We start from the raw sequence: 21,129 nt of genomic DNA, 5'->3' as shown, positions 1-21,129 counted from the left end.
CTACTGCGGCCGTAGATGCTTGGCCAAGAACCGCCGGGTGTGGGCCCACGCGTCGGCGGCCTCCGCCTGTTGATACCGGGCGTTCGAGGGGTTGGCGAACGCATGCTGGGCGTCGTAGCGGTGCAGCTCGATCGACTTGCCTGCGCCCTCGAGCGCGGTCGCTAGCTCGTCCACGACCGCGGGTGGGATCGCCTGATCATCGTTGGCGAACACCCCGAGCAGCGGCGCCTCGATCTTGGCCAGCTCTGCGGGATCAGTGACGGGGTTGCCGTAGTAGATCACCGCCGCGTCGAGGCCCGGAGTTGCGATCGCGTCGCGCAGGGACCAGCCGCCGCCGAAGCACCAACCGATCACGGCTTGGTGGGGGGCCTGGATCCGGGGATCGGTCGCCAGGAATTCGTGGGCGGCGCTGAGCATCGCCTGGGCCTGGGCTGGGTCAACGGTCTTCATCAAGCTCATCGCGCCTTGGGGATCGGTCGCGACCCCGCCAGCGTAGAGATCCACGGCCAGCGCGGCGTAGCCGTCTTCCGCCAGGCGGTCGGCCCAGTGGCGGATGTGATCGTTGAGGCCCCACCACTCGTGGATCACGACGACCGCCGGAACCGGGCCGGTCGCGCCCTCGGGGAGCGCGAGATAGGCATGGCCGCCGCCAAGCTCGATCGTCTGGCCGTGCAGCGGAGGCGCTTCGGCCTCCGTCAATTGGTGGAGGGCCGCGAACGCGTCCTCGCTCAGGATCCCAGTTGGGCTTGGGTCGGTGGCTGGCTTGTCGGTGAGCTCGCCGGGTGTCGCGGTTGGGGTTGGCTCGCTTGGGTCCTTGGCGCAGCCAAGCACGGTGAACATCCCGAGCAGGCCGAGGGTCGCGATGATCTGGGGGCGCATCGGCGAGCACACTACCAAACCGGTCGCGGCCAACCCATGCAGGATCCGCGACGCTCGGACGCAGTACTTCGTGCGCAACGGGTTTGGCGACGACGGCGGGTACGCGGCCAAGTGGGTGAAGGTAGAGGTTGCAGGGATCCCTCAGCTGTCCAAGGCGGGCGCGAGCGGCGTTCATTCGGGGGTGTCACACGCGGAACTCGTATGACCGCGACTTTGATGACGCACTGCTCAACCGACACGTTGCTGCGCGCCGAACTGGGGCTGGAGCGCGATGGCCTCGAGCGACCGGCGGCGGCGACGATCCGGGATCGCTTGGTGTTTGTGGGGGCGGCGGTGATCAGCCTTGGGGCTGCTGGGGGTGGTTTTCGGGGTGTTGGCGGTGGTTGGGTGGTGTTCGGGATCCTGAGCGCACGCTGCGGCAGGTCGAAACGACGCGCTGTGGGCGGGAGGAGCTTGGTGGCCTGACGCGCACGGGTGCCAGGTTGCTGCTTGAAATTTCTGGGTTTCGAAACGAGTTGGTTCGAATCCGTGTTGTTTGTGCCTACGTCGCGGTGGTATTTGTCGGGACATGACGCGCACATTCGTTGGTCTGGCCCCCCTGACTCTTGCAGTCGCTTCGCTCGCCTTTGCCTGTGGCGGTGACGATGCTCCTACCACCGACGGTACGGACACCACGGCCGGGGACGGCGATGGGGACTCGACCGGGGACGGCGATGGCGACCCGACCGGGGATGGGGATGGGGATCCCGGGGACGGGGACGCGGACACCGACGAGCCGGACTCGGACATGGATGGGGTTGGGGACTCGGTCGACAACTGCCCGGATGTTGCGAACCCTAACCAGCTGGACTTTGATGGGAACGGGATGGGGAACTCGTGCGATGTGATGGTGTTCAACGCGACGGGGATGCTGAACACGACTGCGAATGCGGACGCGGGGTTCGCTGGAAGCTGCAGCATTCCATTGATGATCGAGGTCACCGACGGCCAGGTCATGGTTCAGCTCGATGACAACGCGGAAGTGGCGGGCTTCGAGATCGCCAACCTCAACGTCGCAGACATCCTGGACAAGGAGTGCGACCTATTCATCCAGGCGACAGTCTCAATGCGCGACTTCGTCATCAGTAACAGCGGCGGCCCATTCCCGGTCACGATGCCACACACCTCGGCGATGCATGACGCTGGCCAGGTCGCTGGCGATGCCGATATTCCTCCCCCAGTGCTGTCAACGGCTACGCTGTCTGCCCAGGTCGGTAATGACGAGCCCATGGACTCCGAGCTCATGCTCGATGGTGCGTTGCCACTGTTTACGGCGAACATCACTGGCGGCGGCGCCATGGGCACACTGTCCTGGGCTGACGGGCAGTTCGTGCTCGCTACCGACCAGTTCATGATCGAGGGTCCGCCTGCGGTCACCATTGACTTCGAGCTCAAGGGTCTCGTCGGCACCTTGACCCTCGCGCCCTAACCACCAAGGTCAGCAACCAACCCGTCATGCCAAGGCATGACGGGTTTTGTTTTGGAGCAGAAGGATCCTATCATCCGCTCCAACTTCCCCGCCATGCACTCGCTCCTCCCTCTCGTCCTCCTCTTCGCTCCCCCCGAGGGCGACCACGAGCAAGCGACCGCAGAGCTTCAGACGGCGGTCGAGCACTCCACCGACGAAGACCGGCAGGCGGCGATCGCCGCGCTGGCCAGCGCGATCGAACGACAGAGCCAGCACCCCGACGCAGCCTCGTCGGAGCTGCCCACGCTCGTGCTCGAAGCGCGCGTGATCCTGATCCGGCTGTACCTCGCAGAGCACAACAACAAGGCCGCAGAGCAGGCCATGGACGACCTGCTCCGCACCGCGCGAGATCAGACCCCACCCGTGCGGTCCTACGGGCAAGAGGTCACGGATCTCTACGAGGCCCGCAAGGCCGCCCTCCAAGCCGCGGGCACGGCAACGCTCGAGTTCAACTGCAAGGTCGCGTGCACCCGCGTCATCAACGAGCGCCTGTCGACCGCCACCAGCGAGCAGCTGCCCGTGGGCCCCTACAGAATCTGGATCAAGGCTGCCGACCAGGACGCAGAGTGGGTCTACTTCGAGGTCGACCTCGCGGCTGCAGACACGGTCAAGACCATCACCTACGCGGATCCAACCCCCGTCGACATCGCGCTGCCGCCACCGCCTCCGCCCGCTCGCAAGCGCATGCTCCCGCGCGCGGCCGAGATCTCGGGCCTGGTCGCGGGCGTCGGTCTCGTCGTCGCCGGCGCGGTGCTGCTGAGCCTCGATGGCAAGTGCAGCAAGACCAACCAGGTCCCGGGCATGGACACCTCGATGGAAGACTGCGGCACGATCTACAACACCACGGTCGGCGGCGCCTCGCTGCTTGGGGTCGGCGGCGGTCTGCTGGTGGTCTCGGGCGTGCTCTTGAGCATCGACGAAGTGCGCGTCGGTCGGGCAAAAGGTCAGCAGGTCATGGTTGGCGCGACGCTGCGGTTCTGAGCCAGCCCGCTCGGCCGGTCCGCGCGAACCCGCGCGGATCCACGGTTGACAGCGATCCAGTCTCGTCGTGATCTGGTGGTCAGTGCGCGAGCTCGGAGGATATACGCTGACCCACCGCCTGGGCGTTGGCGGCATGGGCGAGGTGTGGAAGGGCAGCCGCGAGGCGCTCGGCGGCACCGCCGTCGACGTGGCGATCAAGGTGTTGACCCCCGGCAGGGTCGACGATCCCGAGGCCCGGCAGATGTTCTTGGACGAGGCGCGGCTGACCATGCTGCTGACCAACTCGAACATCGTCAAGGTGTTCGACGCCGCCGAGGCCGGCGACGGCACCTGCTACATGGTCATGGAGTGGGTCGACGGGCTCAACCTGGCGGAGCTCAACGCGAAGCTGAGCGACGCGGGCGAGACCCTGCCTGACGAGATCATCGCGTACATCATTGGCGAGGTGCTCAAGGGCCTCGCCCACGCCCATGATCTGCGCCACGGCGGCGAGCGCTACACGATCGTCCACCGCGACATATCACCGCACAACGTGATGATCTCGGTCTCGGGCGAGGTCAAGGTCATGGACTTCGGCATCGCCCGAATGGCCTCCGAGGACACCAGCGGCTCGCACGTCAAGGGCAAGCTGCGCTACATGCCACCCGAGCAGCTGCGCGGGATGTCGCGCGAGCCCACGCTGGATCTGTTCGCGGTGGGGGCCGTGCTCCACGAGCTGCTCGATCAGGTCAAGTTTCGCGGCGGCGTCGACGAGGGGCGGCTGTACGGGATGATCCTCGACGGCGAGATCCCGCACCTGATGCGGTCCGCCAATTCGGTGCCCAAAGAGCTCGACGAGATTCGCAAGCAGCTGCTCGCGGCCAACCCCGCGGACCGGATTCAGACCGCCCGCGAGGCGTTTGTTCGGTTGTCGCGCTGGTCGGGGTACCGCGACGCTCGGTTCGAGCTCGACGAGATCGTGCGGCGCGTCGTTGGTGAGAGCGAGCCCAAGACCGCGGTGCTGCCAGTCGTGTCGGCACCCGTGGCCGCGCCCGGTGTGCCGATCGTGCTCCCACCCGCGGCGCAGGTTGGCTCGTTCACGGGCCACGCAGTAGACGACGTTCCGGCCGGCATCCAGACGCCAGCGACCCTGGCCGTCGCGCCCGCTGTTCCCAAACAGCCTGAAGCGCAGCCCGACCGCAACCGCAATCTGTACCGAATCGTGCTGGCCTTTTGTGGGATTGGGCTGGCCGGGCTCATCGCGTTGTTCGTCGTGGCGCTGTCGGTCTCGTTCTCGAACAAGCCCAAGCCAGAGCTAAAGACAGACCCGCGCGCCGGAGACCCCGCTGTGGTCGCCAACGTCGAACCTGAGCCAACGAGCGGCGATCCGGCCCCCGAAGCAGAGGACGATGACCTCGCCGGCCCGCGACTGGACTTTGGCTCCGCGAGGCAACCACCGACCACCGTCGAGGATCCGCCCGAGCCCGGCACGAGCGACACCGGCGCGGAGCAGGACGAGGTTGAAGTCCCCGTGGTGGAGCCCGCGACCAAGCCGGCGCCTGCCAAGACCAAGACGACCAAGGTCACGCTCACGCTCGGCGGCGGCGTGCCGTGGGCCGAGGTCAAGGCCGGCAGCCGCAGCTTCGTGCTCGACGCCTTTGGCAGCAAGAGCGCGTCAACTCGGCTGCCGACGGGCACCCACACCCTCACGTTTCGAACGAAGGTCGACGGCGCGTGGCAGAGCGCTGGGCGGGTGGATATCCCGGCAGGCAGGGCCACGCTGACGTTGCAAAAGAGCGGCGAGATCGTTGTCAAATAGGATCCGAGATGCAACACGCGAAAACGACGATGGCGCTGGCGGGGATCCTTGCCGTGACGGCGGGCTGTAGTGTTCCGTTTTGCGAGGTGTATCCCGAGAACGAAGGCTGCCCGGGGTTTGCGGGAGAGTCGGGTGAGAGCGAGACCGCGAACCCCAGCGAGACAGGCGACGGGGACGGAGACGGGGATTCAGGCGATGGCGACGGCGACCCGGGCGATGGCGACGGCGACCCGGGTGACGGCGATGGCGATCCGGGCTGCACCGAGCTCGGCTGCATGTGCGACGGCACAGCCGAGAGCTGCGACCCCGGGCTGATCTGCGAAGGGGCTGAGTGCGTCCCGCAGACCTGCGGCAACGGTACGCCTGACGACGGCGAGGCGTGCGACGACGGCAACGAGATCGACGGCGACGGATGCGACACCGACTGCACCTGGACAACCGTGGAAGTGGTCGCAGGGGCCGTGCACAACTGCGCGCTCATCGAGGGTGGTCGTCTGCGCTGCTGGGGCGGCGCGTACTTTGGAGGGCTCGGCTATGGAAACCTGGAGAACATCGGAGACGATGAGACGCCTGCAAGTGCCGGCGATGTCACCTTACCCGGAGATGTAGTGGTCGTTGACCCCGGCTGGGTCTTCACGTGCGCGCTGTTCGAAGACGAGCTCACGCGTTGTTGGGGAGTAGGCTACACTGGACAGCTCGGCAACGGCACGACCATCGATATCGGCGACGACGAAATGCTTGGCGGTCTGCCAGGGCTCATGCTTGGGGGCACCGCCACGCATATCACCAGCGGAGGCGGACACAGCTGCGCACGCTTCGGCAGCGGAGATGTGCGTTGCTGGGGTTACAACGGCTACGGCCAGCTCGGGACCGGAAACACTACGAACATCGGCGACGACGAACCCGCCATCGCCGCCGGATTGGTCGATCTCGGACCAAACGACATCGCGCTGGTCGCCGCTGGTAATAATCACAGCTGCGCTGTCACAAATGCCGATGATCTCTACTGCTGGGGCTTGAACACCTATGGACAGCTTGGCTACGGCAACGTTGAAAGGCTTGGTGACGACGAGCCCCCCAGCAGCAATGGACCTGTCGACGTGTATCCGGCGGGGCTTCCTGGCAACACTTCGATTGTCCAGCTCGCGTTGGGAGGGGGCCACACTTGTGCGCTGTTCTCGACAGGTGACGTGCTGTGTTGGGGCAGCGGCAGCCGCGGGCAGCTGGGGCAGGCCAACATTCAAAATTGGGGTGATGAGGTCAATGAAGCACCAGGCGACCTGACACCAATCGAACTTGGGGGTACCGCGACGGCGATCAGCGCTGGAGAGTCATTCAGCTGCGCACTGCTAGACAACGGCGACGTACGGTGCTGGGGTAGGAACGCAGACGGCCAGCTCGGACTTGGGCTTGCTGGTGACCTCGGTGACGACGAGTTCCCGATCGTTGCGGAACCAATCGTCCTCGGCGGCGCTGCGATCTCCATCTCATCAGGCGACCGCCACAGCTGCGCCGTGCGGGAGGACTACTCCGTCGTGTGCTGGGGCTTCGGTGAAGACGGGCGGCTTGGCTACGGCAACACCAATACCATTGGCGACGACGAGACCCCCGCCAGCGCTGGTTCGATCGATCTGCTCTAGTCTCGAGATCTCACGAGGAAACAGGATCAAAGATGCAGCACGCGAAATGGGCAGTGGCGGTGGCGGGGAGCCTGGTCTTGACGAGCGGGTGTAGCGTCCCGTTTTGCGATCTCTACCCCGAGAACGAGGGCTGCCCAGGGTTTGTCGCTGACTCCACCGAGAGTGAGACCGCGGACCCAGACGACACGGGCGACGGGGATTTAGGCGACGGCGACGGCGACCCGGGCGACGGCGACGGTGATGGAGAGACGGGTGACGGCGATGGCGATCCCACCTGCACCGAGCTCGGCTGCATGTGCGACGGCACGCCCGAGAGCTGCGACCCTGGGCTGATCTGCGAAGGGGGTCAGTGCGTCCCGCAGACCTGCGGCGACGGGATTCCTGACGACGGCGAAGCGTGCGACGACGGCAACGAGATCGACGGCGACGGATGCGACACCGACTGTACCCGCACCACCGTGGAAGTCGTCGTCGGAGACGCGCATACGTGCGCCCTCATCGAGGGTGGTCGTCTGCGCTGCTGGGGCCCGACGTGGTTCGGCGGACTCGGCTACGGAAACTTGGAGGACATCGGAGACGATGAAACCCCGGCCAGTGCGGGGGATGTGACGCTACCTGGGCCCGTGCGATCTGTTGACCCCGGCTACCTCCACACTTGCGCGCTGTTCGAAGACGAGCTCGTGCGCTGTTGGGGGCTAGGTTCCGCCGGTCAGCTCGGCAACGGCTCGACCAGCAATATCGGCGACGACGAAACGCTTGGTGCGCTTCCAGGGATCATGCTCGGGGGCACGGCCACGCAGATCTCTAGCGGAGCTGGACACAACTGCGCGCGCCTCGACAGCGGAGACGTCCGGTGTTGGGGATACAACCCCAACGGCCAACTCGGGATCGGAACCACCACGAATATTGGCGACGACGAGCCCGCCAGCGTCGCCGGGCTGGTCTACCTCGGACCCAACGACATCGCGCTCGTCGCCGCTGGCGCCCAGCACACGTGCGCAGTCACGATCGCCGATGATCTGTTTTGCTGGGGCCAGAACAACTCCGGGCAGCTTGGCTACGGCAGCGTCACCAAACTCGGTGATGATGAGCCGGCCAACAGCAATGGATCTGTCGACGTGTATCCGGCGTCGCTTCCAGGCAATACCTCGATTGTCCAGCTCGCGCTGGGAGGGGGCCACACTTGCGCGCTGTTCTCGACCGGTGACGTGCTGTGTTGGGGCAACGGCAGCCGCGGGCAGCTGGGGCAGGGCAACATTCAAAATTGGGGTGACGAACTCAACGAGGTACCAGCTGACCTGACACCAATCGACCTTGGGGGTGCTGCGACGGCGATCAGCGCTGGAGACTCATTCAGCTGCGCACTGCTAGACAACGGCGACGTCAGGTGTTGGGGTAGGAACGCTGACGGCCAGCTCGGACTCGGGGTCGCAGGTGACATCGGTGACAACGAACTCCCGACCGCCGTCGACCCAATTGATCTCGGGGGGCCTGCGATCTCCATCTCCTCAGGCAACCTCCATAGCTGCGCGGTCCTCGAGGATTACTCCGTTGTGTGTTGGGGGTATGGCAGCACCGGATCGCTCGGCTACGGCAACACCAACAACATCGGCGACAACGAGACCCCCGCCAGCGCCGGCGCGATCGATCTGCTCTAACCCCAACCCCACCTCACAACACAACAAAGCCCGTCATGCGATTCGCACGACGGGCCCCATCCCCAACCAATCCCCCCCCCCTACTCCGCCGCCGAGGCCTCCTCGAGCGCCTCCACGCGGACCGCACACACCTTGTACTCCGCCGTCCCCGTAATCGGGTCCCCGGCATCATTCGTCAAATAGTTAATATTCGACTCCCCAAAGTGCAGCGGCATCCAAACGCACCCCAACCGCATCCGCGGGCTGACATTGACCCGCGCCAGAATCGCCCCCCGCCGCGAGCTGACCCGCACCATCTGCCCATCGGCAAATCCGCGCTTCTTCGCGTCCTTGCGATGCATCTCGATGAAGTTCTCCGGCTGCCGCGCCAGCGCGCCCGAGCTGCGCCGGGTCTGGGTCGCGGCGTTGTAGTGATAGAGCGTCCGCCCCGTGCTCAGCAAGAACGGATACTCGTTGTCCGGTAGCTCCTCGCTTGGCCGATAGAAGGTCGCCTGAAACGGCGCCTTGCCCTTGATCGGCCCGTCTGCGTGCAGGGTCACCGTTCCGGGGTGCTCGGGGTCCGGGCACGGCCACTGCAAGCCGCCGTCCCGGTCGATCCGCTCGTGGCTGATCCCGCCAAACTGATCCACCAGCCCCGCCATCTCGGCGTAGACCTCACCCGCGTTGGCGTAGTGCGGCATTGGATACCCGCTCGCCCGCGCCACATCACACAGGATCTCCCAGTCCGCCCGCGCCTGCCCCGGCGCGTCCACGGCCTTGCGAACCCGCTGCACGCGGCGGTCCGAGTTGGTGAACACCCCGTCCTTCTCGGCGAAGCACGCAGCCGGCAGCACGACATCCGCGAACCGGCTGGTCTCGTTCAAGAAGATGTCCTGCACGACCAGGAACTCGATGTTGTTGAGCCCCTGCTCGATGTTGCTGGCGTTGGGCTCGGACAACAAGATGTCCTCGCCCATCACGTACATGCCCTTGACCATGCCCTTGGCCATGGCCTTCATCATGACGTTCAGGTTCATGCCGTCCTCGGGCGACAGCTCAACCCCCCACGCCTGCTCGAACTTGGCCTGCGACTTCGGGTCGTCGACGCGCTGGTAGCCCGGGTAGAAGATCGGGCTGGCGCCGGCGTCATTGGCCCCCTGCACGTTGTTCTGCCCGCGCAGCGGGTTCATGCCCGCCGACCGGATCCCAAGGTGCCCGGTCATGAGCACCAAGTTGGCCAGGCAATACACGTTGTCGGTGCCGTGGGTGTGCTCGGTGATCCCCAGCGTGTAGTAGATGCCGGCCTTGCGCGTGGTCGCGTAGGCCCGCGCGGTCTCGCGGATCATGTCCGCGGGCACGTTGGTGATCTGCTCGGCCCACTCGGGCGTGGTCGTGAGCGTCGCTTCGCGGACCGTGTCGAAGTCTTCCGTGTGCTTGGCGATGAACTCTGCGTCGTACAGGTTCTCGCTGATGATCACGTGGATCATCGCGTTGAGCAGCGCGACGTCGGTGCCGGGCTGCAGCTGCATGTGGTAGTCGGCGATCTCCGACAGCCAGATCTTGCGCGGGTCCGCCACGATCAGCTTGGCCCCACGCCCAACCGCGCGCTTCATCTCCATCGCAATGATGGGGTGCGCCTCCGTCGTGTTGGACCCAATGACGAACAACAGGTCCGCTTCACGAATCTCGGGGATCGAGTTGGTCATCGCCCCCGCGCCGAACATTGTCACCAGACCGGCGACAGTTGGAGCGTGTCATGTCGCGGCGCACTGATGGCAGTTGTTTGTCCCGAACGCAGCCCGGGATAATTTCTGCATCAGGTAGTTCTCTTCGCCAGTGCAGCGGCTGGAGGAGACAAAGCCCAGCGCGTCGGCGCCGTGGCGCTGCTTGACGCCGTGCAGGCCCTCGGCGACCCGCGTGATCGCCTGCTCCCAGCTCGCCGGGTGCAGCTGGCCGTCTGCGCCGCGGATCAGCGGCTCTTTCAGGCGCTCGTCGTGGTGGATGAACTCGTAGCTGAACCGGCCCTTGATGCACAGGTTGCCGTCGTTGACCGTGGTGCCCGGCTCGGGCGAGGTCACACGCGTGATTTTTTTCTTCGTGCCCACGGGCAGGTTGGCGCCCGTGGACGAGCCACCCCCCGTGGCGCCGATCGTGACCGGCACCTCCGCGACGTGCAGATCCAGCTGGCAGCCAACCCCACAGAAGTTGCAGGTCGAGCGAATGATCTGCTCGGTCGGCTGCTCGAGCGAGGGCTTCTCCGTCATCGCCCCCGTCGGACACACGGCGATACACCCACCGCACAGCTCGCAGCTGGTGTCGAGCAGGTTGCGCTGATCCGCGGTGCCGATCGTGGTCGAAGCCCCGCGCCCCAGCAGCGTGATCGCGCTGACGGCCTCGACCTCGTCGCAGTAGCGCACGCACAGCCCACACACCACGCAGGCGTCGGGGTCGAATTGGATGTACGGGTTGGTGTCGTGCTCGCGGCTGACCCGTGGGGCGTTGACGGGCTCGAGCTCGGGCCCAGTCCCGTAGGTCGCAATGTGGTCGGCGAGCATGTCGTGCACGCCCCGCGAGACCGGCGTGCCCGACTCGTCGAGCCGGTGGTCGGCCTTGTACAGCGACAATAACCCGCGGCGGTGGCGGGCGACCCGCTCGGTGTCCGTTCGCACCTTCATGCCCGCGCTGGCCTTGAAGGTGCACGCTGGCTGCAGCCGGCGCTGGCCCTCGATCTCGACCAGGCACATGCGGCAGCAGCCCGCCGGCTCGACCCGATCGTCGTGGCACAGCACCGGGATCTCGATGTCGAGCGCGCGCGCGGCCTTCAAAACGGTCTCGCCCTGCGGGACCTCGACCTGTTCGCCGTCGATCTCGAGCAAGAGTGTGGTCTCGATCAGCTGGTTCATTGGAAATCCTCCGAGAAATATTTCATCGCGCTCTGCAGGGGCAAGCTGGCGACCATGCCCAGGCCGCAGATCGAACCTTCGTTCATCTCCCACGCGACCTCTTCGACCTGCGCGAGGCCGGTTCGGTTCTTGCCGTCGATCCAGCGGTCCACCGCTTGGCGCTGGACCCGGGCGCCAATGCGGCACGGCGCACACTGACCGCAGCTCTCGTCTTCAAAGAAGATCTGCTGCCAGCGCGCAGCTTGGGCCATGTCAATGGTGTCGTTGAGCACGACCACGCCGGCGCTGCCCATCATGCTGCCGAGCTTCGCCAGCGCGCCAAAGTCCAAGGCCACGCCGCGCTCGCTCATGGGCAAGAAGCCCGACGACGCACCGCCCGGCGAGAACGCCCGGGGCGTGCCCACGTAGCCGCCGGCTTCCTGCACCAGCTCGTCCAGCGTGATCCCAAGCGGCAGCTCGTACACGCCCGGCCGCGCGATGTGGCCGGAGATGCAATAGAGCTTCGAGCCGGGCTCGGTCCGACCCAGCGCGTGAAACCATGGCCCACCGCGGCCCACGATCGACGGCACGCACGCCAGGGTCTCGACGTTGTTCATGAGCGTGGGCTTGCCCCACAGCCCCGACTCTGTTGGGTACGGCGGCTTGAGCCGCGGCATGCCCCGACGGCCTTCAATGGCCTCGAGCAGCGCGGTCTCTTCGCCGCAGATGTACGCGCCGTGACCCTCCACGACGCGGATCTCCAGCCCGCCGATGAGCCGATCGAGATGCGGCGTGGCCTGCTCGATCGCCCGGTCGAGCGCGCGCCGACAGTCCTTGAACTCGCCGCGCACATAGATGAACGCGGTCTTGGCCCCAGCCACGTACGCCGCGATCGCCATGCCCTCGAGCATCAGGTGCGGGCGGCGAAGCATGACCTCGCGATCTTTGAACGTGGCTGGCTCGGCCTCGTCGGCGTTCACGACCACGTAGCGGACCGGCTCGCGCTGGCCCCGGACCGCGCTCCACTTGAAGTGAGCCGGGAACCCGGCGCCGCCGCGACCTTGCAGGCCCGCGACCTTCAGCTCGTTTATGACCCACTCCGGCCCGGCTTCGACCGCGCGGGCCAGCGCGGCGTAGCTGGCGTCATCTTCGGCCCCGAGCTGCATCGCCTGATCCTCGCGGACGGGGCTAATCGCGCCGCGCGGCCCCGCCACTAGCTCGAGCTTGTCATCGAGCGCCGCGGGAGCGCGGTCGCACTGTCCCAGGCAGCTGACAGGCTCGACCTCCACGCCGCTGTCACGCAGCTCCTGCATGCGCCGATCCGCGCCAGCCATCATGCAGGTCAGGCCCTGACAGACCCGTGTTCGAGACCCGGGTCGCGCGAGCAAAGTGTAGAAACTGGCGACGCCAAAAATGTCGGCCTCGGGGACCCCCGTCTCGCGTGACACCTCCCGCGCGACGCCCGGACGCATGCCGCCGTGCTCCTCGAGTAGCTCGATGATCCGGCTCCGCTGGGCTCCCTTCTTCTCCATAGGACTGCCAAAAAGCATACCATTTTAGCCCCCACACAGGCCGGCGCACTTCGTGGTCACTCGCTTCGCTCGCTCCTAGGGGGGTCTCAACTCCAGTTTCCGGGCGCGCGCGGGTGGGGTTGTCGCCGCCGCGAGGATTGCCGACCATTTGGCGGTGCATCCGCGCAACATGAGGCCCCTCATCGGCTGCGCGCTTGCCTTGCTGATCCCGACGCAAGCCGGCTGCGCGGGCGCGCATCGAGCCGACTCGAGCCAGGCCGACCCCTGCGCCGACTTCCAGGTCCAGGTCGAAAAATATTGGTCGGCGTCGATCAAGGCCAACGCGCTGCAGCACAGCGGCGAGATCGAGCTCGAGAAGCGCAGCGGGGTGGTCAACAAGATGGACCGCATCTCCGAAGACTGGGTGATGATGCGGACGTCGGTGTGCAAAGACCACTTCGTCCGCGCGCTGATCAGCAAGGACGACTACGCCGCGCGGGTGCGTTGCTTCGACGATCGCCTCGAGCGCCAGCGGACCCTGGCGGCGGCGATCGCCGACGAGGGCGAGCTCGCCGCGGTGGAAGGCGCCCTCGATCAACTGCTGGCGGCGCCGCCCAGCTGCCAGACCGATTCCGATCCCACGCCCGCCCCCGGAGACCAACCGTGACCCAGCCAAGCACCGCTCCCCTTCGCTTCTTGCCGCGGATCCTGGGTGTCAGCCTGCTCGCGGGTGTCGCCCTCGGCTTCGCGCCGGGCTGCGCGACCCCTGGCCCGGCCCAAGCTCGCGGCGCCTGCGACGACTTCGATCTCGACGTTGAAAAGATCTGGGGCAACGCCAAGCGACGCGAGGTCCGTGACGGGCTGCGCAGCTTCGCGGGCGAGAGCCAGGTGGTCAACGTGGATCGCATCGTCACCAAGATGGACGCGATCACCACCGACTGGGTGATGATGAATCGCCGGGCCTGCAAGGACACGCTCGAGCGCCAGACCATGCCCAACGAGATCTACGTGCGGGTCTCGCTGTGCCTCAACACCGCGCTGGTCCAGCAACGCACGCTGATCACCCAGCTTGGCGAGGTCGATCGCACCAGCTACGAGCACATCGATCGCGCGATGCTCGACATCTCCGAGAACATCGCATCCTGCCAGAACCAGGCGGTGTTGGCCTACTACAAGTCCCCCGAAGAGACCGCCGACTCCGAGGCCGCGCAGACCGCCGACAGCAAGACCGCCGAAGCCAAGACCCTGCTCGCGCTCGGCAAGAGCGAGGCCGCGAGCGGGCTGCTCAACGACGCAGCGATCGCCGCCAAGCGGTCCGGTGACGAACGCCGCAGCCTCGACGCCACGATCGCCGCCTGCAACCACGCCGTGCTGCAGGGCGAGTACGACAAGGCAATTGTCTATGGCGCGCCCGCGCTGACCCAGGCCCAAAAATTGGGCTACGCGATCGGCGAGGCCGACGCCCTGACTTGCCTTGGCACCGCCGAGCTGCGCCGCGGCAACCATGCAGAGGCCCGGGCTCACCTCGAGTCGGCGCTGCGTCAGCGCGAGGCCTTCTTTGGCAAGGAGCACCCGCGGGTCGCCGACGCCGCCAACCGGCTTGGCAACCTCGAGGCCGCCGTCGCCAGCTACAAGACCGCGCACGAGCTCTACATGCGCGCGCTCGACATCTGGACCAAGACCTTTGGCGCCGATGATCCCATCACCTCTCGGGCCTATCACAACCTCGGCTTTGTCCACATTGGTCTCGACGACGTCGAGGGCGCCGTCGCCTGGTATCAAAAAGCGATCGAGGCCGAGACCCGCTCGCTTGGCAAAGATCACCCGGCCACCGCCCTGTCCGAAGCCAACTACGCCAGCGTGCTGTTGCTGCAAACCAAGATTGACGACGCCTACGCGCTGCTCAACCACGCGTTTGAAGTGCAAGAGCGGATCTTGGGCCCGGGTCACCCCGAGGTCGCCGTCAGCCTCCACGGCATCGGCGAGGTCTGGGCCGCGCGCAAGGGCTACGCGAGCGCGCTCGAGTGGTACGGCAAGGCATTGACCCTGCGAAAGCTCGCGTTCGGCGACCACCACCTCGAGACCGCCAAGACCCTCGACGCCATGGCGATCGCCCACTACAAGCTCAAGCAATACGACGAGGCCACCAAGTTCGCCGAGCAAGCGGCCAAAGTGCGCGAAGACCTGCTGGGTCCCGACAACATCGTGACCGCGACCAGCTACTTCAACCTCGGGCTGATCTACGAGAAGCGCAAGAAGTACAAGGACGCGCTGGGCTACTACGAAAAGTCGCTACTCGTCGAAGACAGGGTCCGCGGCCCAGGCCACGTGCTCACCAAGCAGACCCGCGCCGCCGTCAACCGGCTGGGCGACCTCGTGAATGGCCGATAGCCCGATAGCCCGGTAGCGAAAGCGCGACCCCTTGGAGAGGCACCCACCAGCTGCAGGTGCCCACACAAGAGTTCGCTGCCCACGGTGAACCAGTCTACGAAAGCGTCCGCAAGCGGCGAGAAGCCCTCGCCCGAGCTGAAAACACTTCGCTGCCCACGGTGAACCAGTCCACGAAGGCGTCCGCAAGCGGGCGAGAAGCCTTCGCCCGAGCTGAAAAAAGCCCCCTTCGAGGGGGCCACACATGCCCCTGCGAACAAACGGCCCCTTGGGAGCGAGCGAAGCGAGTGACCCGCGAAGTGCGAAGGTGGCTGTGGGGGTCTAAGGGGGTCTAAGAAAGCAACTCGACCAGCTTGGCCGCGGTCGTGTCCGTGGCTTCGATCTGCGGGTAGTGGCCCGGTCCAGGGATGTACACGAACTCCGCATTCGCGATCGGCTGGACCACCATCGGCTCGAGCACCTCGCGCGGCAAGAAGGGATCATCCGTCCCGATCACGTAGGTCTTCTCGCAGGTGATCTCGCTGAGTCGCTTCTCGAACCCGCCGCCGGTCCACGCGTCAAAGCTCTCGGCGATGCAATTGGGAAACACCGTCGCGGCCGTTGCGAGGATGGTTGCGAGCCCCGCGTCGTCGAGCTGCTTGCACGCGATGTTCAAGATCTCAGTTTGGGCCTCCACGTTGCCGGCCGAGCTGCGAAACATCTGGCGCAGCTCATCGGGCAGTGGCACCCCCGCCGCGGGGACGGAACACAGCAGCACCATGGTCTGCACTCGATCCCCGAGCGAAGCCGCGACGAGCTGTGCGATCTGGCCACCCATCGAGTGACCGACGAGCTTGAAGCGCTTGAGCCCAGCGGCGTTGACGAGCTCGATCAGATCGCGGGCGTACAGCTCGAGCGTGTAGCCCGTTGGTGGCTGAGCCGAGTCTCCGACGCCGCGCTGATCTGGAATGATCAGCTGCTTGCCAGCGCGCAGCAACGCGGCGGAGACCGAGTCGAAGATTGCTCCGCCGACCATCCACCCGTGCACCAACACGACGGGCTCGCCCTCACCAAGAATGCGATAGGAGATATTGAGGCCGTCAGGAGTGGTGTAGCTCGGCATCGTTGGGAGTGATGCTACGCGTGCGCGCTCGCACCGGTCAACGTCGATAAAATCGCGCGCTTGCCCACTGCCCCTCGCCCACTGCCCCCTCACCCACTGTCCAAAGGACAGACTGACCACCCACCCGTACCGACATCGCGTGCCGCGTCACGCAAGGCAGGTTCTGCGAGCTCTATCTTACAGAATATTCCCCGCGTATAGGCTAGACTGTTCTCGTTACGCTAGCGGATCGAGATGGAGGCCTGGTTAAATCTTGGCTGCTGCCCAACGCGGGGGTCCTTTGGTGTGCCCACGCGGGGGCAAAAGGCCTCCTTCGTGCTGAAGGTGTCCGCATTCGGGCCACAAGCCCTCGCCCGAGCTGGAAACACCCCGCTGTTCTCGGTGATCCAGTCCACAAAGGTGTCCGCAAGCCGGCGAAAATATTTCGCCCAAGATGAAGCCTTCCCGTGGGTCCGAACAAGCGTTCGAAAAGGCGCGCACGGATGAGCAATCTGCTCATCCAGCGGCGGACCGGCGAAATATTAGCGGTCATGTGTGATCTCGCCCGGGGTGAACTGGACGCCCGCGTCGACACGAAGCTCTTGAGCGAGGGAGGCGACGACACCGACCTCTACGAGGATCTGGACGGAATCTGTGTCGCGTTGAACATGCTCGGCGAAGAGTTGCAAGCAACGGTCGTCAGTCGCGACCAATACGAACTCGCCCTTCGAGATCTGGCCCACGCACAAGCACAGGTCGTTCACTCGGCAAAGCTCGCGGCGCTCGGTCAGCTCGCCACTGGGGTGGCCCACGAGCTCAATCAACCGCTGCAGATCATTGGCCTCTCGGTCGAGGAGGCGCGCGACGCGATCGCCTCGGGGGACTCGGCCACTGCGCTCGAGCTGCTCGACGCGATCGAGGAGCAGGTCACCCGAGGCAGCATCGTGGCTGGGCACCTGCTCACCTTCAGTCGCCGCGACGGTCACAGCGACAGCGATGCCACGCTGGCCAGCGTCAACGACGTGCTCACCCAGGCGATGAGCGCGCTGGGCAACCAGGTCCGGTCGGAGGGGATCCAATTCGAGCTCGACCTGGCACCCGATATCGAACCGATCCCCTGCCGGGTCGGCGAGCTACTGCAGGTTGTCGCCAACTTGGTGATCAACGCGCGCGACGCTCTGCGCGGCCGAAGCGACGCACGTATTGTCGCCCGCAGCTTCGTCGAGCATGATGTCGTGGGTTTTGAAGTCGCAGACAATGGCCCAGGGATACCTGCCGCTGACTTGGATCGAATCTTCGATCCCTTCTTCACGACCAAGGCGGTCGGGCGGGGCACCGGGCTTGGCTTGTCCATCGTTCACGGGATTATCGATCGCCATGGAGGCACCGTCGAAGCGCTAACCAACTCCGGGGGCCGTCCCGGTGACGCACACGACTCCAGCGGGCATGGGACCCGCATGCGGGTCAAGCTGCCCAGGTCGGTGACCCGATGAAGGTCCTCGTCGTCGACGACGAGCCGCGCATCGCCAAGTCGCTCGCGCGACTGCTGCAGGTGCACGGCCACGAGACCACGATCGCCCACGACGGCCTTGAGGCGTGGGAGCTGTTCGAGAAGGAACCTCAGGGGTGGGGCGTGCTCATCACCGACATCCGCATGCCGCGGCTCGACGGCGTCAACCTGACCCGCCGGATCCGCGCGCACGGGTCAACGGTCCACGTGGTGCTGATCAGCGGCCACGGCGAGTCGCCCGACATCGAGGCGCTGTCGCCGGCCGTGTTCCTGGCCAAGCCCTTCAAGCGCGCAGACCTGCTCGCCGCGATGGAGGGGGGCGGCACGCCCCAGACCGTTTAGGCTTCCACGAGCTCGTGGATGTCGACGCCTCCGCCGAGCGGGGCTTCCTCTTCGTCGTCTTCGGCGGTGAACACGAAGCGCAGCTCGTTCTTCGCTAGGTCGCAGTCGACGCGGACCTCGCCGCCGCTCTCGAGCCGGCCAAACAACAGCTCGTCGACCAGCGCACCCTTGATGTTGTCGTCGATCACCCGGCCCATTGGACGCGCGCCGAACTTCTTGTCGTAGCCCTTGCGCGCGATCCAGTCGCGCGCGGCGGGTGTCCAGGTCAGGCGGACGCCACGGTCCGCGAGCTGGATCTCGAGCTCGCGCAGCATCTTGTCCGCGACCTTGTCGACGACCGGCTGCGGCAGCTGGCCAAAGGTCACTATCTTGTCGAGGCGGTTGCGAAACTCTGGGCTGAAGGTGCGCTCGAGCGCCTTGTTGGAGGCCGAGTCCACGATCCCGTCGTCACCGCCAAAGCCCATCTTGCGCTGGGTCATCTCGAACGCGCCAGCGTTGCTGGTCATGATCAAGATGACGTTGCGAAAGTCGGTCTTCTTGCCGGTGGTGTCGGTGAGGTTGGCGCTGTCCATCACCTGCAGCAGGACCGAGAAGATGTCCGGGTGGGCCTTCTCGATCTCGTCGAGCAGCACGACCGAGTGCGGGTTCTTGCTGACCGTGTCGGTGAGCTGTCCGCCCTGATCAAAGCCCACGTAGCCAGGCGGGGCGCCGATCAGCCGGCTGACGCTGTGCTTTTCCATGTACTCGGACATGTCAAAGCGCAAGAAGGGCATGCCCAGCAAGCGCGCGAGCTGGCGCGCGAGCTCGGTCTTGCCCACCCCGGTCGGACCCGCGAACAAGAAGCAGCCGATCGGCTTGTCGGGCCGCGCGAGCCCGGCCCGGGCCCGCTTGATCGCCTTGGTCGCGGCGCTCACGGCCTCGTCCTGGCCAAAGATGACCTGCGAGAGGCCCTCGCCGAGGTTCTTGAGCACCTCGCGGTCGTCGGTCGAGACCGACTTGGGCGGGATCCTGGCCATGCGGGCGATCACGGCCTCGACCTGGGGCACGTCGACGATGATCGGCGCGCCGGGATCGCGGGGGGTGTCGGACTCGGAGCTTCGCTCGATCCGCGGCCCGGTCTGGATGACTGGACCCGGGTCGCGCCGCTCGAGCGCCGTGGTCTCACCGACCGCGAGGCGCAGATCGTCGTGTTCCTTCTCGGTCGCGGGCAGCGGGATCGCGCCCGGCTCGAGCGCTCGCTCCTTGGCCGTCGCGGCGGTCTCGTCGTCGTCCTCGTCGTCTTCTGCTTCGAGGTCGACGTCGAGCTCTTCCCCGTCGCCGTCGGTCTTCGCCTTGCTCGCGGGGCGCTCCGAGTGGTCGATCTCGCCGAGCCGCGCGGCCGCGCCGGTCTCGTCCATCACGTCGATCGCCGAGTCGGGCAACCGGCGGTCACGCAAGTGCTTGTGCGCGAGCCGGACCGACTGCTCGATCGCGTCGGGCGTGTACTCCACGTGGTGATGCGACTCGTAGGCCGACTTCAGGCCCTGCAGGATCAGGATCGTCTCGTCCTGGGTTGGCTCGACGATCTCGATCTTCTGGAAGCGCCGGGCCAGCGCCGGGTCGCGGTCGAAGTTCTTGAACTCCTTGTAGGTCGTCGCGCCAATGCAGCGCACGCGCCCAGCGTTGAGCGCGGGCTTGAGCATGTTGCTCGCGTCCATTGAGCCGCCCGAGGTCGCGCCCGCGCCGATCACCGTGTGGATCTCGTCGATGAACAAGATCGCGCCGGGCTCGGCCTCGATCGCCGAGATCACCGCCTTGAGCCGCTCTTCGAACTGCCCGCGGAACTTGGTGCCAGCGAGCAGCGCCCCCATGTCGAGGGCGTAGACGCGGATCTCCGCGATCGCGTCTGGCACCCGCTGTTCGTGAACGCGCAGGGCCAGGCCCTCGACCACGGCGGTCTTGCCAACGCCCGGCTCGCCCACCAACACCGGGTTGTTCTTGCGACGCCGACACAGCACTTGGATCAAGCGCGTCAGCTCTTGGTCGCGGCCAACGAGCGGGTCGATGTCGCCCCGCTCGGCTCGGGCCGCGAGATCGATCGCGTAGGCCTCGAGCGGATCGTCGGCGACCGCGTCCTCGTCGTCCTCGCCGCGAGGCAGCCCGGTCGGGCGCGCGCGCGGTGCTTGGCGCTGGCTGTTCTTGCCGATCCCATGCGCGATGTAGAGGGTGACGTCGCGGCGGCGCACCGACTGCTGCTCGAGCAGGTACACGGCCATGGACTCGGGCTCGGCGAACAACGCCACGAGCAGGTTGGCCCCGGTGACCTCGGCCTTGCCCGCGCCCTGCACGTGGAGCACGGCCCGCTGCAGCACCCGGCCCACGCCAACGGTCTGCTGGACCTGCCCCTCGTCTTCTTCGCCGTCGGGCGACAGCTTGGGCACGTGGGCCTCGAGGAATGACTCGAGCTCCGCACGCAGCTGCTCGATCTCGGCGTTGCAGCCGGTCAGCACGTCGCGCGCGCTGGGATCATCGAGCAACGCGAGCAGCAGGTGCTCGAGGGTGATGTACTCGTGGCGCCGCCTCCGGGTGTCTTGGATGGCGGAATCAAGGGTGTCGCGCAGCTCAGGACTCAGCATCGGGATCGTCCTCTGGTTCCATCGAGGCCATCAGCGGGCTCTCGTTTTGTCGGGCGAGCATGTGGGTCTGTGCGACCTTGGTCTCGGCGATCTCGTGGGTGAAGACACCGGCCACGCCGACGCCGGAGTTGTGCACGTGGAGCATGATCTGTTGGGCCATCGACTCACCGTGATGGAACACGGTCTGCAGCAGTCGGACGACGAACTCCATCGGCGTGTAGTCGTCGTTGTGGAGTAGCACGCGGTACATGCGCGGCCGCTTGGATTTTTGTTTGTCGCGAGTCTTGAGCGCGACACCACGTTGAGGTTCGTCTTTACGCTGGTCGGACATGGCGCAGCGGCGGGGGTACGGCTGGCG

15 protein-coding genes are annotated in these 21,129 nt (G+C 66.1%); 9 read left to right on the top strand and 6 right to left on the bottom strand.

The window, feature by feature from the left end:
• A complete protein-coding gene (locus DB30_RS08785) occupies positions 1-879 on the bottom strand; it encodes a dienelactone hydrolase family protein (protein ID WP_052547746.1) in 879 nt (292 codons plus the stop codon).
• Positions 880-1,447: 568 nt separating this feature from the next.
• On the opposite strand from DB30_RS08785, the gene DB30_RS08780 reads away from it, so the two are divergent.
• The 5 genes from DB30_RS08780 (at position 1,448) to DB30_RS08760 (ending at position 8,463) form a co-directional block, all read left to right on the top strand.
• The gene (locus DB30_RS08780; protein ID WP_052547741.1) at positions 1,448-2,347 is read left to right on the top strand and encodes a thrombospondin type 3 repeat-containing protein; all 900 of its coding nucleotides are present in this window, start codon (positions 1,448-1,450) and stop codon (positions 2,345-2,347) included.
• Between the two features lie 93 nt (positions 2,348-2,440).
• On the top strand, positions 2,441-3,367 hold the full coding sequence (locus DB30_RS08775) for a hypothetical protein (RefSeq protein WP_052547736.1): 927 nt from the start codon (positions 2,441-2,443) through the stop codon (positions 3,365-3,367).
• A gap of 67 nt (positions 3,368-3,434) precedes the next feature.
• On the top strand, positions 3,435-5,165 hold the full coding sequence (locus DB30_RS08770) for a serine/threonine protein kinase (RefSeq protein ID WP_146658323.1): 1,731 nt from the start codon (positions 3,435-3,437) through the stop codon (positions 5,163-5,165).
• Between the two features lie 8 nt (positions 5,166-5,173).
• The gene (locus tag DB30_RS08765; RefSeq protein ID WP_052547732.1) at positions 5,174-6,805 is read left to right on the top strand and encodes a hypothetical protein; all 1,632 of its coding nucleotides are present in this window, start codon (positions 5,174-5,176) and stop codon (positions 6,803-6,805) included.
• A gap of 32 nt (positions 6,806-6,837) precedes the next feature.
• The gene (locus DB30_RS08760) at positions 6,838-8,463 is read left to right on the top strand and encodes a hypothetical protein (protein WP_052547730.1); all 1,626 of its coding nucleotides are present in this window, start codon (positions 6,838-6,840) and stop codon (positions 8,461-8,463) included.
• Positions 8,464-8,543: 80 nt separating this feature from the next.
• Here the strand turns inward: DB30_RS08760 and fdhF are convergent, their stop codons facing one another.
• Entirely contained in the window at positions 8,544-11,345 is a 2,802-nt protein-coding gene (gene fdhF / locus DB30_RS42185; RefSeq protein ID WP_338082188.1) for a formate dehydrogenase subunit alpha, read from the bottom strand.
• Positions 11,342-12,856: an NADH-ubiquinone oxidoreductase-F iron-sulfur binding region domain-containing protein gene (locus DB30_RS08745; RefSeq protein ID WP_052547725.1), complete on the bottom strand. Its 1,515-nt coding sequence runs from the start codon at positions 12,854-12,856 to the stop codon at positions 11,342-11,344. The genes fdhF and DB30_RS08745 overlap by 4 nt, the downstream gene beginning before the upstream one ends.
• 169 nt (positions 12,857-13,025) lie before the next feature.
• On the opposite strand from DB30_RS08745, the gene DB30_RS08740 reads away from it, so the two are divergent.
• Complete coding sequence (locus tag DB30_RS08740) at positions 13,026-13,502, top strand: hypothetical protein (protein WP_146658317.1); 477 nt, start codon at positions 13,026-13,028, stop codon at positions 13,500-13,502.
• The gene (locus DB30_RS08735) at positions 13,499-15,226 is read left to right on the top strand and encodes a tetratricopeptide repeat protein (RefSeq protein WP_052547721.1); all 1,728 of its coding nucleotides are present in this window, start codon (positions 13,499-13,501) and stop codon (positions 15,224-15,226) included. The genes DB30_RS08740 and DB30_RS08735 overlap by 4 nt, the downstream gene beginning before the upstream one ends.
• Before the next feature lie 328 nt (positions 15,227-15,554).
• Here the strand turns inward: DB30_RS08735 and DB30_RS08730 are convergent, their stop codons facing one another.
• A complete protein-coding gene (locus DB30_RS08730; protein WP_052547719.1) occupies positions 15,555-16,325 on the bottom strand; it encodes an alpha/beta fold hydrolase in 771 nt (256 codons plus the stop codon).
• A gap of 482 nt (positions 16,326-16,807) precedes the next feature.
• Here DB30_RS08730 and DB30_RS08725 point away from each other — a divergent pair, with 482 nt between their 5' ends.
• Positions 16,808-17,797 carry a sensor histidine kinase gene (locus DB30_RS08725; RefSeq protein ID WP_052547718.1) on the top strand — a complete coding sequence of 330 codons (990 nt, stop codon included), beginning with the start codon at positions 16,808-16,810 and terminating at the stop codon, positions 17,795-17,797.
• Positions 17,794-18,156, top strand: coding sequence for a response regulator (locus DB30_RS08720; RefSeq protein WP_052547716.1), 363 nt, complete (start codon positions 17,794-17,796; stop codon positions 18,154-18,156). The genes DB30_RS08725 and DB30_RS08720 overlap by 4 nt, the downstream gene beginning before the upstream one ends.
• Here DB30_RS08720 and DB30_RS08715 read toward each other — a convergent pair.
• Together DB30_RS08715 and DB30_RS08710 are read right to left on the bottom strand one after the other, a co-directional pair.
• Positions 18,153-20,771 carry an AAA family ATPase gene (locus DB30_RS08715; RefSeq protein WP_146658316.1) on the bottom strand — a complete coding sequence of 873 codons (2,619 nt, stop codon included), beginning with the start codon at positions 20,769-20,771 and terminating at the stop codon, positions 18,153-18,155. The two genes, DB30_RS08720 and DB30_RS08715, sit on opposite strands and share 4 nt — an antisense overlap.
• Positions 20,758-21,102, bottom strand: a complete 345-nt coding sequence (locus DB30_RS08710; RefSeq protein WP_052547715.1) for an ATP-dependent Clp protease adaptor ClpS — start codon at positions 21,100-21,102, stop codon at positions 20,758-20,760. Before DB30_RS08710 ends, DB30_RS08715 begins: the two co-directional genes overlap by 14 nt.
• Between the last annotated feature and the right edge of the window lie 27 nt (positions 21,103-21,129).

It is taken from the genome of Enhygromyxa salina (assembly GCF_000737335.2).
Lineage (GTDB): Bacteria > Myxococcota_A > Polyangia > Nannocystales > Nannocystaceae > Plesiocystis > Plesiocystis salina_C.
Note: the sequence above shows the minus strand (reverse complement) of the source record. Positions and strands in the feature narration are given on the sequence as shown.

What these genes read in the sequence shown, in the direction of transcription:
- DB30_RS08780 (WP_052547741.1), top strand. Translation starts at nt 1,448, where the DNA reads ATGACGCGCACATTCGTTGGTCTGGCCCCCCTGACTCTTGCAGTCGCT.
- DB30_RS08740 (WP_146658317.1), top strand. Translation starts at nt 13,026, where the DNA reads ATGAGGCCCCTCATCGGCTGCGCGCTTGCCTTGCTGATCCCGACGCAA.
- DB30_RS08775 (WP_052547736.1), top strand. Translation starts at nt 2,441, where the DNA reads ATGCACTCGCTCCTCCCTCTCGTCCTCCTCTTCGCTCCCCCCGAGGGC.
- DB30_RS08765 (WP_052547732.1), top strand. Translation starts at nt 5,174, where the DNA reads ATGCAACACGCGAAAACGACGATGGCGCTGGCGGGGATCCTTGCCGTG.
- DB30_RS08745 (WP_052547725.1), bottom strand. Translation starts at nt 12,856, where the DNA reads ATGGAGAAGAAGGGAGCCCAGCGGAGCCGGATCATCGAGCTACTCGAG.
- DB30_RS08730 (WP_052547719.1), bottom strand. Translation starts at nt 16,325, where the DNA reads ATGCCGAGCTACACCACTCCTGACGGCCTCAATATCTCCTATCGCATT.
- DB30_RS08720 (WP_052547716.1), top strand. Translation starts at nt 17,794, where the DNA reads ATGAAGGTCCTCGTCGTCGACGACGAGCCGCGCATCGCCAAGTCGCTC.
- DB30_RS08785 (WP_052547746.1), bottom strand. Translation starts at nt 879, where the DNA reads ATGCGCCCCCAGATCATCGCGACCCTCGGCCTGCTCGGGATGTTCACC.
- DB30_RS08760 (WP_052547730.1), top strand. Translation starts at nt 6,838, where the DNA reads ATGCAGCACGCGAAATGGGCAGTGGCGGTGGCGGGGAGCCTGGTCTTG.
- DB30_RS08710 (WP_052547715.1), bottom strand. Translation starts at nt 21,102, where the DNA reads ATGTCCGACCAGCGTAAAGACGAACCTCAACGTGGTGTCGCGCTCAAG.
- DB30_RS08725 (WP_052547718.1), top strand. Translation starts at nt 16,808, where the DNA reads ATGAGCAATCTGCTCATCCAGCGGCGGACCGGCGAAATATTAGCGGTC.
- DB30_RS08715 (WP_146658316.1), bottom strand. Translation starts at nt 20,771, where the DNA reads ATGCTGAGTCCTGAGCTGCGCGACACCCTTGATTCCGCCATCCAAGAC.